The organism is Cellulomonas dongxiuzhuiae (assembly GCF_018623035.1).
Taxonomy (GTDB): domain Bacteria; phylum Actinomycetota; class Actinomycetes; order Actinomycetales; family Cellulomonadaceae; genus Cellulomonas; species Cellulomonas dongxiuzhuiae.
Map to the genome: position 1 here is coordinate 744,768 of NZ_CP076023.1, position 14,846 is coordinate 759,613.

Consider the following 14,846-nt stretch of genomic DNA (forward strand, 5'->3'; position numbering starts at 1 on the left):
GTCCGTCCGTCGCGGGCACCGACCGGCCACCCACGAACTGGAAGAAGGATCACAGCCCCATGGCCAAGATCATCGCCTTCGACGAGGAGGCCCGACGGAGCATGGAGCGTGGGCTCAACGTCCTCGCCGACACCGTCAAGGTCACACTCGGCCCGAAGGGCCGCAACGTCGTGCTCGACAAGAAGTGGGGCGCGCCGACGATCACCAACGACGGCGTCTCCATCGCCAAGGAGATCGACCTCGAGGAGCCCTTCGAGCGCATCGGCGCCGAGCTCGTCAAGGAGGTCGCCAAGAAGACGGACGACGTCGCCGGTGACGGCACGACGACCGCCACCGTCCTGGCCCAGGCGCTCGTGCGCGAGGGTCTGCGCAACGTCGCCGCCGGCGCCAACCCGATCGCCCTGAAGAAGGGCATCGAGAAGGCCGTCGAGGCTGTCACGACGCAGCTCCTGGCCCAGGCCAAGGAGATCGAGACCAAGGAGGAGATCGCCGCCACGGCCGCCATCTCCGCCGGTGACCCCGCGATCGGCGAGCTCATCGCCGAGGCCCTCGACAAGGTGGGCAAGGAGGGCGTCATCACCGTCGAGGAGTCGAGCGCCCTGGGCCTCGAGCTCGAGCTCACCGAGGGCATGCGCTTCGACAAGGGCTTCCTGTCGGCGTACTTCGTGACGGACCCCGAGCGTCAGGAGGCCGTCCTGGAGGACGCGTACGTCCTGCTCGTCGAGTCCAAGGTCTCGAACGTCAAGGACCTGCTGCCGCTGCTGGAGAAGGTCATCCAGGCCGGCAAGCCGCTGCTCATCGTGGCCGAGGACGTCGAGTCCGAGGCGCTGGCGACGCTCGTCGTCAACCGCATCCGCGGCATCTTCAAGTCCATCGCCGTCAAGGCGCCGGGCTTCGGCGACCGCCGCAAGGCGATGCTGCAGGACATGGCCGTCCTCACCGGTGGCCAGGTCGTCTCCGAGACCGTCGGTCTGAAGCTGGACCAGGTCGGCCTCGAGGTCCTCGGCACGGCGCGCAAGGTCGTCGTCACCAAGGACGAGACCACCATCGTCGAGGGTGGCGGCGAGGCCGGGCAGATCGCCGGTCGCGTCAACCAGATCCGTGCCGAGATCGAGAACTCGGACTCGGACTACGACCGCGAGAAGCTCCAGGAGCGCCTCGCGAAGCTCGCCGGTGGCGTCGCCGTCATCAAGGCGGGCGCGGCCACCGAGGTCGAGCTCAAGGAGCGCAAGCACCGCATCGAGGACGCCGTGCGCAACGCCAAGGCGGCCGTCGAGGAGGGCATCGTCGCCGGTGGCGGCGTGGCGCTCATCCAGGCCGGCAAGGTCGCGTTCGAGAAGCTCGAGCTCGAGGGTGACGAGGCGACCGGTGCCAACATCGTGAAGTACGCGATCGAGGCCCCGCTCAAGCAGATCGCCATCAACGCCGGCCTCGAGGGCGGCGTCGTGGCGGAGAGGGTCCGCAACCTCCCGGCCGGGCACGGCCTCAACGCCGCGACCGGCGTGTACGAGGACCTGCTGGCCGCGGGTGTCAACGACCCGGTCAAGGTCACGCGCTCGGCGCTGCAGAACGCCGCGTCCATCGCGGCGCTGTTCCTCACCACGGAGGCCGTCGTGGCCGACAAGCCGGAGAAGTCGGCCCCGGCCGGCGGCGGCGGTGGCGAGGACTTCGGCGGCGGTTTCTGACCCAGCTGAGCACCACCTGAACGGTCCGACGGCCGGTCGCCCCCAGGGGCGGCCGGCCGTCGGCGTCGTCGGCCCGTGCGCGGTGCCGCACGTGCCGGGACGAGTCAGCGCGGGGCGTCCGGCGCGGGGGGCGCAGCGGGCGGCGCCCACGGCGAGGACGCGCTGCCGGGCGGCGTGCCGGGAGCGTCGGGTGCCGCGCCGAGGCCGGGATCGCCGTGGCCCGGGTCGCCGTACGCGGGGGCGCCAGGGGACGGGACGCCGTACGCAGGCGCGCCGTACGCGGGCGCGCCGTACGCGGGCGCGCCGTACACAGGCGCACCGTAGGCGGGTGCGCCGTAGCCGGTACCGCCGTACGCCCCGGTGGGGTAGCCGGCGGGGCCGTCCACGTACGGTCCGGCGCCCAGCGCGGCGAGCCGCGCCTCGGCCTCGCGCAGCCGTCGCTCGATCGGCCACTCGGTGAACGCGAACATGATGAGGAACACGACGTTGGCGAGCGGCACGAGCATGAGGAGCCCGTGCCACAGGGTCCACCCGGCCTTGCGTGCCACGCGCATGTAGAGGTAGACGCCGAAGGCGATGACGGCGACGTACAGGACGGCCATCAGGGCGACGGCGATGATGCCGCCGACACCCGGTCCGGCGTCGTAGCCGGACGTGGAGCTGCTGATCACGGAGCATGTCCTCGGTTCGCTGGGGCGGCTGGCGCGCCAGGCTACCGCTGGGCGGTCGTCCCCGTGCTCGCGGGACGACGCACGGGCGACGCGCGCCCGGCCGTCAGCGGGGCGTCTGCCGGTACGACGCGAGGAAGTTGCCCATGCGCTCGACGGCCTCGCCGAGGACGCGGGCCTCCGGGAGCGTGACGATCCGCAGGTGGTCCGGTGTCGGCCAGTTGAAGCCGGTGCCCTGCACCAGCAGGATCTGCTCGCTGACGAGCAGGTCGTACACGAGCTGCGCGTCGTCGAGGATGCCGAAGTGCTCGGGGTCGAGCCGCGGGAACAGGTACAGCGCACCGTCGGGCTTGACGCACGAGACGCCGGGGATGGAGTTCAGGCCCTCCCACGCGACCTGCCGCTGCTCGTGCAGGCGACCGCCCGGGGCGACGAGCCCGTTGATCGACTGCACGCCGCCGAGCGCGGCCTGGATCGCGTGCTGCGCGGGGACGTTCGGGCACAGCCGGGTCGACGCGAGCAGCGTCATGCCCTCGAGGAAGCCCTTCGCGTGCGCCTGCGGGCCGGTCACCACGACCCACCCGGACCGGTAGCCGGCGACCCGGTACGTCTTCGACAGGCCGTTGAACGTCAGGCACAGCAGGTCCGGCGCGACGCTCGCGAGCGGGATGTGCTGCGCACCGTCGTACAGGATGCGGTCGTAGATCTCGTCGGCCAGGAGCAGCAGGCTGTGCTCGCGCGCGATGTCGGCGATCTGCTCGAGCACCTCGCGCCGGTACACGGCGCCCGTCGGGTTGTTGGGGTTGATGACGACGATCGCCTTGGTCCGCGGCGTGATCTGCTCGCGGATGTGCTCGACGTCCGGCTCCCAGCCGCTCGCCTCGTCGCACCGGTAGTGCACGGGCTTGCCGTCGGACAGGCTCGTCATGGCCGTCCACAGCGGGTAGTCGGGCGACGGGATGAGCACCTCGTCGCCCTCGTCGAGCAGCGCCTGCAGGGTCATCGTGATGAGCTCGGACACGCCGTTGCCGAGGTAGATGTCGTCGACGTCGAACGTCGGGAAGCCCTCGACGGTCTCGTACCGCGTGACGATCGCGCGGCGCGCCGACAGGATGCCGCGCGACTCGGTGTACCCGTGCGCGTGCGGGACCGCGGCGATGACGTCCGCCACGATCTGGTGCGGCGCGTCGAACCCGAACGCCGCCGGGTTGCCGGTGTTGAGCTTGAGGACGCGCCGGCCCTCGGCCTCCATGCGTGCGGCCTCGTCCAGCGCCTTGCCCCGGATCTCGTACAGGACGTTCTTGAGCTTGGCGGACTGGTCGAGGGGGCGCAGCAACATGTCCTGCAGGGTATCCCCGTGCCCCGGGCGGGCGCTGCGGCCACCTGGCTGCAGGTGGCCTGGTCCCTCGTCCGGCCCCCTCCCGGGCGGGCTCGCTAGGACGCGGGACGGACCAGGGCGCCTGTGGCCCGGCCGGCCGCCGGGACGAGCGCGGCGAGGTCACCGTCGTGGACGCGGGCCGCCGGGCCGCGCAGCATCGTGCCCTCGCGCTCGAGCTGCATGGCCTCGGGGTGGTCGAGGCGTGCGCCCAGGACGAGCAGGGTCTCCAGGCGTCGTTCGGCCGGTGCCCCGACCAGGAGCGGCGCCGGTTCGGCGACGAACGTCTCGGCGAGCAGCGGCCGGTCGTCCAGGCGTGCGCGGATCGTCGAGCGGATGCGACCCCCCGCCGCGCCCGCGCCACCCAGCACCAGCGTCTCGCGCAGCACGACGCGTGCGCCCGTCGCGAGGTCGACGTGCGTCAGCCGCAGGACGTCGGCACCGTCGGCGACGACGATCGGCAGGCTCGGCCACACCAGCACCGCGTCGCGTCCGAGCCGCACGTCGAGCAGCCACTGCGTGCGCGTGCGTCGCACGTCGTGGGTCCCGGTGCCGGTGACCTCGACGATCTCCAGCCCGCGACCGGGTGCGACCTCGACCTCGATCCGCCCGTTGCGCTCTGCGCAACCCGCGGAGACCAGAGCGACGCGCACCCGGCCGCGCTCGTCGGGCAGGCGGCAGGCCTCGAGTGCCTCGCCCGCCACCTCCAGGTCGCCGTCGGCGGTGAGGGCGACGCGCGTGCACGTCGTCCCCGTCGTGCCCGGCGCGTGCTCCTCGGTCATGACCTGCAGGACGTCCACCCCCGTGTGCTCGTGCCGCCGACCTCCGCGTGGGCGGGCAGGCACGGGGCCATCCTCACCGAACCGCGGGGACGGCGCCAACGGGCCGGGCCGCTGCGGCCACGGCCGGGCGGGCGGCGGTGGCGGCCGCCCGGCGCGCGTGCGTGACCGCCGCGGCGAGGTCGCCCGTGTGGGCGTCCGAGCCGAACGTGCGGACCAGCGTGCCGGGCCCGTCGAGCTGCAGCACGTCACCACCGGCCGGCGCGTCGGCGTCGTACCGGGCGCCCAGGACCGTGACCGTGTCCAGGCACCGGGCGCCGCCCAGCAGGGCCGGGTCGGCGCGCGCGGCCGGGTCGACGGTCAGGGTCTCGACGAGGAGCGGTCGCCCGGCCAGGTCCGCACGGGTCGTCGTGGTCAGGTGCCCGCCGGACTCGCCCGTGCGGCCGAGCACGAACGTCTCGCGGAGCACCGCACGCGCCCCCTCGCCCAGTGCGAGGCGGCTCGTGCGCTGCACGTCGGCGCCGGTGGCCACGACGAACGGCAGCGCGTCCCAGACCAGCAGCGCCCCGGCGCCGAGGTGCACGTCGACCGCCCAGGTCGCCGCACCGCCCTGCATGTCGTACGCCACGGTGCCGCCGACCTCGACGACCTCGAGCGCCAGGCCCTCGTCGACCTCCACCGTGATCCGCACGTCGTCGCCCGCGAGCAGCAGGGCCTGCGTCGCGACGAGCGCGACCCGGACCGTCCCCTCCTCGTCCGGCAGCCGCCGGCACGTCAGCAGACCGCCGACGAGGTCCACGCGCGGCCGGCCGCCGCGTGCCCGCGTGACCGACGCACGGGTCCTGCCGGCCGTCCCCCCGGACGTGCTCACACCGCCGGGCGCTCGTGCGCGAGCGCGTGCGGGTGGCGCTCGTGCGGGTGCGCGTGCGTGTGGGACATCCGCTCGTGCGGGTGGTCCGCGTCGTCGTGACCCGCCGTGCCGTGGCTGTGGACGGTGACGTGGCCGTCCTCGTCGGCGTGGCTGTGGGGCGCCATCGGGCCGGGGTCGACGGGGGTGTGGCCCCCGCCGCGAACGAGGGCCGTCATGCGTCGCACCCAGTCGGTGAGCGCGTCGACGGACGCCGGGTCGTGCCGCGACAGCCCGATCACGGGCCCGCCGTCGCGCGCCGCGGACGCGTCGGACAGCATGCGCTCGACGTCGACGTCCACGTAGGGCGCGAGGTCGGTCTTGTTGACGACCAGCAGGTCGGCGCGCGCGATGCCCGGGCCGCCCTTGCGCGCGACGTCGCCGCCGCCGGCGACGTCGAGGACGAAGATCTGCGCGTCGACGAGCGCGGGGGAGAACGTGGCGGTGAGGTTGTCCCCGCCGGACTCGACGAGCACGAGGTCGAGCGGGCCGTGGTCGCGCTCGAGGTCCTCGACCGCGATGAGGTTGGGGGTGACGTCGTCGCGGATCGCGGTGTGCGGGCACGCGCCGGTCTCGACGGCTCGGATGCGGTCGATCTCCAGGACGCCCGCCGCCCGCAGGATCTGCGCGTCCTCGTCGGTGTAGATGTCGTTGGTGACGACGCCCATCTCGATCTCGTCGGCGAGCTCGCGGCACAGCAGCGCGATGAGCGACGTCTTGCCCGTGCCGACGGGGCCCGCGACACCGAGCCTGAAGGCTCGTGCGGGGACGGTGGTCTCAGCCATGGAACAGCCTCCGGGTGGTGCGGGCGTGGGTCTGCGCCCACGCGTCGGTCATCGGTGCCCCGGCCGACGGGATGTCGTCCGGGTCGGTCAGGTGGGCGACGTCGGCCGCCATGGCCGCCACGGCCGGGTGCAGGTCGAGCACCCAGCGCGTCGTCGTCGCGGGGTCCAGCGGCGTGAGCTTGAGCGCGGCGGACGCGATGGTCTGCACGTCGTCGTAGCCGACGAGCAGCGCGACCTGGAGCGCGTCGAGGCCCGTGACCGCGCCGATCGCACCGGCGACGAGCGGCCGCGGGGGCGCCGAGCCGGCCGGGAACGCGCCGTCGAGGTCGTCGGGCCACAGCGCGAGCGCGAGCCGCAGGTAGCCGCGGCCCAGGCGCCGGGCCGCGTCGCGCACCGCGGGGCTGGGCGTCCGCGCCGCCCACGCCTGCTCGACGGGCGCGAGGTCGCGCCGGTCCAGCCACAGGTGGCGCGCGACGACGGCCGCACCGGCCTCGGTCGCGGTCACCGTCCGCAGCCGCGTCGCCGCGAGCGTCGGGATCCTCCCGACGTCCTCACCACCCCTGGGTGGTGACAGAGCGATCCGGTCGCCGGCGCGGTGGGTGGATCGCTCTCTCGCGGGCGGGGTGGCGTGGGCGGTGAGGAGGCCGGCCTGGACCGCGGGTTCCAGGCCGGCCGAGTGGGCGTGCGCGCCCGTGGGCAGGCGCGCGTCGGCGAGCATCGCGAGCACGAGCAGCGCGCTCGCCTCACCGCCCCCACGCCCGCCGACGACGTCCGTCACGTCCACCTCCGACACTCGGTCAGCCGTGAGAGCGAGGGATCCGGGGCTCGGACGCCCCGGAAGCCCGCTCTCACGGGGCTAGAACAGGGAGTACAGCTGCGCGAGCGGCAGGACGTCGGCCGGTGCGGGCTCGACCACGTCGCCGTCGATGCGGATGGTGAACGTCTCCGGGTCCACCTCGATGCGCGGCAGGACGTCGTTGTTGACCATCTGCGCCTTCCCGACGTCCCGTGTGGGCCGCACGGCCTCCAGGCGGCGTCGCAGGCCGAGGCGGTCGGCCAGGCCGTCCTCGAGCGCGGCCGGCGCGACGAACGACACGGACACGTCCGCCCCTGTCGCGTCGGCGAACGAGGGACGCATCAGCACCGGCTGCGGCGTCGGGATCGACGCGTTCGGGTCGCCCAGCGCGGCCCACGCGATCGCCCCGCCCTTGACGACGACGTCCGGGCGGACGCCGAAGAACCGCGGGTCCCACAGCACGAGGTCCGCGAGCTTGCCGACCTCGACCGACCCGACGACGTGGTCGATGCCGTGCGCGACGGCCGGGTTGATCGTGTACTTCGCGACGTACCGGCGGGCGCGCTCGTTGTCGGCGGGCTGCGCCGACGACAGCGGCCCGCGGCGGTGCTTCATGACGTGCGCGACCTGCCACGTGCGCGTGATGACCTCGCCGATGCGGCCCATCGCCTGCGCGTCCGACGACGTGATGGACAGCGCCCCCATGTCGTGCAGGACGTCCTCGGCCGCGATCGTCGTGGCGCGGATGCGGGACTCGGCGAACGCGAGGTCCTCCGGGACCGCCGGGTTGAGGTGGTGGCAGACCATGAGCATGTCGAGGTGCTCGGCCACGGTGTTGACGGTGTGGGGGAGCGTCGGGTTCGTGGAGCCCGGGATGACGTGCGGCAGCGACGCGACCGTGAGGATGTCCGGCGCGTGCCCGCCCCCGGCGCCCTCGGCGTGGAACGCGTGGATCGAGCGGCCCGCGATGGCCCCGACCGTCGACTCGACGAACCCGGCCTCGTTGAGCGAGTCGGAGTGCAGCGCGACCTGCAGGCCCCAGTCGTCGGCGGCGCGCAGCGCGGCGTCGATCGCGGCGGGCGTGGAGCCCCAGTCCTCGTGCACCTTGTAGCCGCCGGCCCCGGCGAGTGCCTGCTCGGCCAGCCCCTCCGCGCTGACGGTGTTGCCCTTGCCCAGCAGCAGCAGGTTGACCGGAGCCGTGTCGAGCGCGCGGTGCAGCGCGCGCAGGTGCCACGCGCCGGGCGTCACGGTGGTCGCCTTGGACCCCTCGGACGGTCCCGTCCCGCCGCCCGCGAGCGTCGTCAGGCCCGTCGCGAGGGCCTCGTGCACCTGCGACGGGGACAGGAAGTGCACGTGCACGTCGATGCCGCCCGCGGTGAGGATGCGCCCCTCGCCGCTGATGACGTCGGTCGACGGCCCGATGCGCAGGTCCGGGTGCACGCCGTCCGCCACGTCGGGGTTGCCGGCGCGGCCCAGGGCCACGATGCGCCCGTCGCGGATGCCGACGTCGGCCTTGACGACGCCCCACCAGTCGAGCACGAGCGCGTTGGTGACGACGGTGTCCGGGGCGCCCTGCGCCCGGGTCGTCGTCCCTTGCGCCATGGACTCGCGGATCGACTTGCCGCCGCCGAACACGGCCTCCTCGCCCCCGACGGTCAGGTCGCGCTCGACCTCGATCCACAGGTCGGTGTCACCGAGGCGTACCTGGTCGCCCGTCGTCGGGCCGTAGAGCGCGGCGTACCGCGCGCGGGAGATCTCGACCACTAGAGCGCACCCCCGTCGGACTTGCCGCGCTGGATGCCCGGCACGCGGCGGGCGCCCCGGATCGCGACCGCGTCGACCGAGCGCGAGGCGCCGGGCTCGAAGCGCTGCGACGTGCCGGACGGCACGTCGAGCCGGAACCCGTGCGCGGCGGCGCGGTCGAACGCGAGCGCCGCGTTGGCGTCGGGCAGGTGCAGGTGCGACCCGATCTGCACGGGGCGGTCCCCGGTGTTCTCGACGACGAGCGTGAGGCGCTCGCCGGCGGTGCGGTCGCCGTTGAGCACGACGGTGCCCGGGCGGGTGCGCACCGCGCCGGGGCCGTCGGCGGACGTGCCTGCCATGGGTCTTCCTCCGGGGGGTCGGTCTGGTGAGGTAGCGGGATCCGGGCCACCGAGGCCCCGATCCCGCTACCTCGCGGTCAGGCGATCGGGTCGTGCAGCGTCACGAGCTTGCGGCCGTCGGGGAACGTCGCCTCGACCTGCACGTCGTGCAGCATCTCGGCGACGCCCTCCATGACCTGGTCGCGGCGCAGCACCGAGCGGCCGTCGGTCATGAGCTGCTCGACGCCGAGCCCGTCGCGGGCGCGCTCGAGCACCCAGGTGCTCAGCAGCGCGACCGCCTCCGGGTGGTTGAGCCGCACGCCACGGGCCAGCCGGTCGCGGGCGACCATGCCGGCGACGGCCAGCAGCAGCTTCTCGGTGTCGGCAGGTGTGAGCCTCATGGACGGCACCCTAGGCCCGTCGACACGTGCGTATCCGCGCCTGTATACGGCCGAAACGCGATGTTTACAGAGGGTGTGCGATCCGCGAAACACGTCCTCCCTAGCGTCCTCGGCCATGGGCACCGGCCTGTATACGCCGCGGGACACAGCGCGGTGGCACGCGGTGGGTCGGGGCCCGGACCAGCACCCTCGCCAGCACGTCTGAAGCGAAAGGCACACCGTTGACCACACACACCTTCCCCCTGCGGACGACCCGGAAGCGCGCGCTCGCCCTGTCGGCCGCCGCGCTCGCGGCCGCCCTGTCGCTCTCGGCGTGCGGCGGTGCGCGCACGGCCGACGCCGCGGACGGCACCGCCTCCGCGTCCGGCGGAGCCTCCTGCGTGGACACGTCCGGGGACACCGTGAAGATCGGGTTCCTCAACTCGCTGTCCGGCACGATGGCCATCTCCGAGCAGACGGTCCGTGACTCCCTCGACCTCGCGGCCGAGGAGATCAACGCCGCCGGCGGCGTGCTCGGCAAGCAGCTGGAGATCGTGGCCGAGGACGGCGCGTCCGAGCCCACCGTGTTCGCCGAGAAGGCCGACAAGCTGATCTCGTCCGACTGCGTCGCCGCGGTCTTCGGCGGGTGGACGTCCTCGTCGCGCAAGGCGATGCTGCCCGTCTTCGAGTCCAAGAACTCGCTGCTGTTCTACCCCGTGCAGTACGAGGGCCTCGAGGCGTCGAAGAACATCTTCTACACCGGCGCGACGACGAACCAGCAGATCATCCCCGGCATGGACTACCTCAAGGAGCAGGGGAAGAAGAAGGTCTTCCTCGTCGGGTCGGACTACGTCTTCCCGCGCACGGCGAACAAGATCATCAACGCCTACGCCGAGGCGAACGGCATCGAGATCGTGGGCGAGGAGTACGCGCCGCTCGGGCACACCGACTTCGCCACCATCGTCAACAAGCTCAAGTCGTCCGGCGCGGACGCGGTGTTCAACACCCTCAACGGTGACTCCAACGTCGCGTTCTTCAAGGAGTACAAGAACGTCGGCCTGACGGTGGACGCGACCCCCGTGGTCTCGGTGTCGATCGCCGAGGAGGAGGTCGGGGGCATCGGCGTCGACAACATCGTCGGCCAGCTCACCGCGTGGAACTACTACCAGACGGTCGAGTCGCCCGAGAACACGACGTTCGTCGCGGCGTTCAAGGACAAGTACGGCGACGACCGTCCGACGTCCGACCCGATGGAGGCGGCGTACACGTCCCTGTACCTGTGGAAGGGCATGGTCGAGAAGGCCGAGTCCTTCGCGGTCGCGGACATCCAGGAGGCTGCGGACGGCGTGTCGTTCGACGCCCCCGAGGGCACCGTCACGGTGAACGGCGACAACCACCACATCGCCAAGACGGCGTACATCGGGGAGATCGGGCCCGACGGCCTCATCTACTCCGTCTGGGAGTCGGACGGCCCGATCGAGCCGGACCCGTTCCTCGAGGGCTACGACTGGGCCGAGGGCCTGTCCTGACCCGCGTCCTGCACGCCAGCACGCACCCCTGAGCGCGGTGGCCCGGTCCGACCTCCACCGGACCGGGCCACCGCCCCGGCGGGTGCGTCGACCACACACGGAAGGCGGCGCCGCATGGACGCCCTGTTCTCCCAGCTCTTCGCGGGCCTGAGCCTCGGCTCGGTGCTGCTGCTCGCGGCGCTCGGCCTGGCCCTGACGTTCGGTCAGATGGGCGTCATCAACATGGCGCACGGCGAGTTCATGATGGCCGGCGCGTACACGGCCTTCGTCCTGCAGGCGTTCATCCCCGACGCGGGGGTCTCGCTGCTCGTCGCGCTGCCCGTCGGGTTCGTCGTGGGTGGGCTGCTGGGTCTGCTCCTGGAGGTCACGCTGATCTCCCGGATGTACCGAAGGCCGTTGGACACGCTGCTCGTGACCTTCGGCGTCGCGCTGGTGCTGCAGCAGCTGGCGCGGGACGTGTTCGGCGCCCCCAACGTCGACGTGCGCGCCCCGGCGTGGCTGTCGGGGGCCGTGCCGTTCCTCGGCATGAACCTGCCGAAGACGCGGCTGTTCATCCTGGGTCTCGCGATCGCGTGCGTGGTCGTGCTGGCCCTCGTCCTGAAGATGACGTCGCTGGGCCGCCGCATCCGCGCGACCGTGCAGAACCGCGACCTCGCGGAGACCTCCGGCGTCTCGACGCGCGCCACCGACCGCCTCACGTTCTTCGTCGGCTCGGGCGTGGCCGGGGTCGCCGGCGTCGCGCTGACGCTGCTCGGGTCGATCGGCCCGACGCTCGGCACCAACTACATCGTCGACGCGTTCCTCGTGGTCGTCGTCGGCGGCATCGGCCAGCTCAAGGGCGCCGTCATCGCGGCGTTCTCGCTCGGGATCCTGCAGGCCACGTTCGAGTACTCGACGACCGCGAGCCTGGCCAAGGTCCTGCTGTTCGTCGTCATCGTCGCGTTCCTGCAGGTCCGGCCGCAGGGCCTGGTCTCGGTCCGCACGCGGAGCCTGGCATGAGCGCGGCGACCGGCACCGGCACGGGCACGGACACGCCCGCCCCGTGGTGGCGGCGTCCCGCGCTGCGCGTGTGGGCGGGCGTCGCGGTCGCCGCGGTCGTGCTCTTCGGCCTGGCGCCCGCGCTCCTGTCGGACTTCCGGCTCAACCTGCTCGCGAAGTTCCTGTGCCTCGCGATGGTCGCCGTCGGGATCGGCCTGGCCTGGGGGCGCGGCGGCATGCTCGTGCTCGGGCAGGGCGTGTTCTTCGGCATCGGCGGCTACCTCATGGCGATGCACATGAAGCTGTCCGACGCGGGCCCCGGTGGCGTCCCCGACTTCCTGCTGCTGTACGGCGACGGCGTCGTGCCGGGCTGGTGGGAGCCGCTGCGCAGCCCGGTCGTCACGATCCTCGCGATCCTCGTGCTGCCCGCCGGCATCGCCGCGCTGCTGGGGCTCGCGGTGTTCCGCCGCCGCGTGCGGGGTGCGTACTTCGCGATCCTGTCGCAGGCGCTCGCGGCCGCGTTCGCGATCCTGCTGGTCGGCCAGCAGAAGGTCACGGGCGGCACCAACGGCCTCAACGGGTTCCGGTCGTTCTTCGGGTACGACCTGGCCGACCCGGTCAACAAGCGGATGCTCTACTTCATCGCCGCGGGCGTGCTCATCGCGATGGTCGTCACCGTGCGGCTGCTCATGGGCTCGCGCTACGGCGAGCTCCTGGTCGCGGTGCGTGACCAGGAGAACCGCGTGCGGTTCCTCGGGTACGACCCGGCGAACGTCAAGGTCGTCGCGTACGCGATCGCCGCGTGCTTCGCGGGCATCGGCGGGGCCCTGTTCGCACCGGTCGTCGGCATCATCTCGCCGGCCGACGTGGGCGTCATCCCGTCCATCGGGTTCCTCGTGGGCGTCGCCATCGGCGGGCGCGCCACGCTGCTCGGCCCCGTCCTGGGCGCCGTCGCGGTGTCCTGGGCCGAGACCGGGCTCTCCGAGCAGTTCCCCTCGTTCTGGACCTACTTCCAGGGCGCGCTGTTCATCCTCGTCGTCGCGTTCCTGCCGCAGGGCTTCGCGTCCCTCGGCGGCCTGTGGCGGCGGCGTCGGGGGACGTCGCAGGACGCCCCGTCCGACCCGCCCGCGGGCGCCGGCACGTCGGCCGTGGCCGATGCACCGCCCGACGACGACGACGACGCGCAGCACGCCGCCGACGCGGCCCGCACCGCAGGGAGGCACGCATGAGCGAGCACACCGACACCGGGCCCGTCGTCCCGCCGGACGCCACGGGCAGCCTGGACCCCGAGGCCCTCGAGGCGGTGCTCGCCGCCCCCGGTGAGCGCTTCCGCCACGACTACCTGGAGATCCGCGACCTGCGTGTCGTGTTCGACGGCTTCGTCGCGGTCGACGGCGTGGACCTGACCGTGACGCAGGGGGACCTGCGGTTCCTCATCGGTCCCAACGGCGCGGGCAAGACGACCATCGTCGACGCGATCACGGGCCTGGCGCCCGCGACCGGGTCGGTGCAGTTCGGCGGCGTCGAGCTGCTCGGGCGGGCGTCCCACAAGGTCGTGCGCGCGGGCGTCGGGCGGACGTTCCAGACCGCGAGCGTCTTCGACGAGCTCACGGTCCTGCAGAACCTCGACATCGCCGCCGGTGCGGGCCGCCGGCCGTGGACGATGCTGCGGCGCCGGCAGGTCGTGCCGCCCGAGGTCGAGGCGGCGCTCGAGACCGTCGGCCTGACGCACGTGCGCGACCTGCCCGCGGGCGTCCTCGCGCACGGGCAGAAGCAGTGGCTCGAGATCGGCATGCTCCTGGTCCAGGACGCGCGCCTGCTCCTGCTCGACGAGCCCGTCGCCGGCATGAGCCAGGCCGAGCGCGAGGAGACGGGCCTGCTGCTGCAGCGCATCGGCGAGCAGCGCACGGTCGTCGTCGTCGAGCACGACATGGAGTTCCTGCGCTCGTTCGCGTCGTCCGTCACGGTGCTCCACCAGGGGCGCGTGCTCTCGGAGGGCACGGTCGCGCAGGTGCAGGCCGACCCGCGGGTCGTCGAGGTGTACCTGGGGTCGGGGGCGCACGGGCGCGGGCGAGGCGCGGCGGCGCAGACGGATGGCACGACGTCCCACCCGGGCGCCGCACCCGCCGCGAGCACGGAGGTGGAGTGATGCTGGAGCTGCGCGGGGTCCACGTCGGGTACGGCCGCACGTCGGTCGTCCACGGGGTCGACGTCGAGGTGCCGGACGGCGCGGTCGTCGCCGTCATGGGCCACAACGGTGCGGGCAAGACGACGCTGCTGCGGGCCGCGGTCGGGCTGCTGCCCGTGCGGTCGGGCACGGTGCTGCTCGGCGGCCAGGACGTCACGCGGTGGCGCCCGCACCAGCGGGTGCGCGCCGGGCTCGCGTACGTCCCGCAGGGGCAGCAGTCGTTCGGCCAGCTCACCGCACGGGAGAACCTGCAGCTCGTGGCCGACGTCGCCGGGTCGGCGGGGGCTCGGCGGCTCGACGAGGCGCTCGACCTGTTCCCCGCGCTGCGCGAGCTGCTGGGGCGGCGGGCGGGGCTGCTGTCCGGCGGGCAGCGCCAGCAGCTCGCGATCGCGCGCGCGCTCATCACCGGGCCGCGCGTGATCGTCCTCGACGAGCCGACCGAGGGCATCCAGCCGTCGGTCGTCGCCGAGATCGAGGACGCGATCGTGCAGCTCGCGGGGGACGGGCTGTCGGTGCTGCTGGTCGAGCAGCACGTGGGCTTCGCGCTCGCGGCGTGCTCGCGCTACTACGTCCTGGAGTCCGGGCGGGTGACGGCCGACGGTGTGGGAGGCGTGGCCCAGGAGGGTGACGTGCGTGCCGCGATGGCCCTCTGAGCGGCATCGTGCGGGTGGCCCCCGGGGTGTGGACCCCGGGGG

15 protein-coding genes are annotated in these 14,846 nt (G+C 73.3%); 6 read left to right on the forward strand and 9 right to left on the reverse strand.

Annotated elements, in window-relative coordinates; all coding sequences use genetic code 11:
• Positions 1-59 precede the first annotated feature (59 nt).
• Complete coding sequence (gene groL / locus KKR89_RS03455) at positions 60-1,685, forward strand: chaperonin GroEL (RefSeq protein WP_208197875.1); 1,626 nt, start codon at positions 60-62, stop codon at positions 1,683-1,685.
• 104 nt (positions 1,686-1,789) lie between these two features.
• Here the strand turns inward: groL and KKR89_RS03460 are convergent, their stop codons facing one another.
• The 9 genes from KKR89_RS03460 to KKR89_RS03500 all read right to left on the reverse strand — a co-directional run bounded on the left by KKR89_RS03460 (position 1,790) and on the right by KKR89_RS03500 (position 9,477).
• On the reverse strand, positions 1,790-2,356 hold the full coding sequence (locus KKR89_RS03460; RefSeq protein WP_208197876.1) for a hypothetical protein: 567 nt from the start codon (positions 2,354-2,356) through the stop codon (positions 1,790-1,792).
• A gap of 103 nt (positions 2,357-2,459) precedes the next feature.
• Positions 2,460-3,692: a pyridoxal phosphate-dependent aminotransferase gene (locus tag KKR89_RS03465; RefSeq protein WP_208197877.1), complete on the reverse strand. Its 1,233-nt coding sequence runs from the start codon at positions 3,690-3,692 to the stop codon at positions 2,460-2,462.
• Between the two features lie 95 nt (positions 3,693-3,787).
• Positions 3,788-4,528, reverse strand: a complete 741-nt coding sequence (locus KKR89_RS03470; protein WP_208197878.1) for an urease accessory protein UreD — start codon at positions 4,526-4,528, stop codon at positions 3,788-3,790.
• Positions 4,529-4,583: 55 nt separating this feature from the next.
• Positions 4,584-5,378: an urease accessory protein UreD gene (locus KKR89_RS03475; RefSeq protein ID WP_208197879.1), complete on the reverse strand. Its 795-nt coding sequence runs from the start codon at positions 5,376-5,378 to the stop codon at positions 4,584-4,586.
• Positions 5,375-6,199 carry an urease accessory protein UreG gene (gene ureG, locus KKR89_RS03480; protein ID WP_208197880.1) on the reverse strand — a complete coding sequence of 275 codons (825 nt, stop codon included), beginning with the start codon at positions 6,197-6,199 and terminating at the stop codon, positions 5,375-5,377. Before ureG ends, KKR89_RS03475 begins: the two co-directional genes overlap by 4 nt.
• Positions 6,192-6,977 (reverse strand): urease accessory protein UreF, encoded by a 786-nt coding sequence (locus tag KKR89_RS03485; RefSeq protein ID WP_251141000.1) that lies wholly within the window; start codon positions 6,975-6,977, stop codon positions 6,192-6,194. The genes ureG and KKR89_RS03485 overlap by 8 nt, the downstream gene beginning before the upstream one ends.
• Positions 6,978-7,055: 78 nt before the next feature.
• Complete coding sequence (locus KKR89_RS03490; protein ID WP_208197881.1) at positions 7,056-8,759, reverse strand: urease subunit alpha; 1,704 nt, start codon at positions 8,757-8,759, stop codon at positions 7,056-7,058.
• On the reverse strand, positions 8,759-9,097 hold the full coding sequence (ureB, locus tag KKR89_RS03495; RefSeq protein ID WP_208197882.1) for an urease subunit beta: 339 nt from the start codon (positions 9,095-9,097) through the stop codon (positions 8,759-8,761). Before ureB ends, KKR89_RS03490 begins: the two co-directional genes overlap by 1 nt.
• A 77-nt stretch (positions 9,098-9,174) precedes the next feature.
• Complete coding sequence (locus KKR89_RS03500) at positions 9,175-9,477, reverse strand: urease subunit gamma (RefSeq protein WP_013115945.1); 303 nt, start codon at positions 9,475-9,477, stop codon at positions 9,175-9,177.
• A 221-nt stretch (positions 9,478-9,698) separates the two neighbouring features.
• Between KKR89_RS03500 and urtA the strand changes: the two genes are divergently transcribed.
• The 5 genes from urtA to urtE all read left to right on the forward strand — a co-directional run bounded on the left by urtA (position 9,699) and on the right by urtE (position 14,804).
• Complete coding sequence (urtA, locus tag KKR89_RS03505) at positions 9,699-10,985, forward strand: urea ABC transporter substrate-binding protein (RefSeq protein WP_243883433.1); 1,287 nt, start codon at positions 9,699-9,701, stop codon at positions 10,983-10,985.
• A gap of 114 nt (positions 10,986-11,099) precedes the next feature.
• Positions 11,100-11,984, forward strand: coding sequence for an urea ABC transporter permease subunit UrtB (gene urtB / locus KKR89_RS03510; RefSeq protein WP_208197883.1), 885 nt, complete (start codon positions 11,100-11,102; stop codon positions 11,982-11,984).
• The gene (gene urtC, locus KKR89_RS03515) at positions 11,981-13,192 is read left to right on the forward strand and encodes an urea ABC transporter permease subunit UrtC (RefSeq protein WP_208197884.1); all 1,212 of its coding nucleotides are present in this window, start codon (positions 11,981-11,983) and stop codon (positions 13,190-13,192) included. Before urtB ends, urtC begins: the two co-directional genes overlap by 4 nt.
• Positions 13,189-14,112 (forward strand): urea ABC transporter ATP-binding protein UrtD, encoded by a 924-nt coding sequence (gene urtD, locus KKR89_RS03520; RefSeq protein WP_208197885.1) that lies wholly within the window; start codon positions 13,189-13,191, stop codon positions 14,110-14,112. The genes urtC and urtD overlap by 4 nt, the downstream gene beginning before the upstream one ends.
• Positions 14,112-14,804, forward strand: a complete 693-nt coding sequence (urtE, locus tag KKR89_RS03525; protein ID WP_208197886.1) for an urea ABC transporter ATP-binding subunit UrtE — start codon at positions 14,112-14,114, stop codon at positions 14,802-14,804. The genes urtD and urtE overlap by 1 nt, the downstream gene beginning before the upstream one ends.
• Positions 14,805-14,846: the final 42 nt, after the last annotated feature.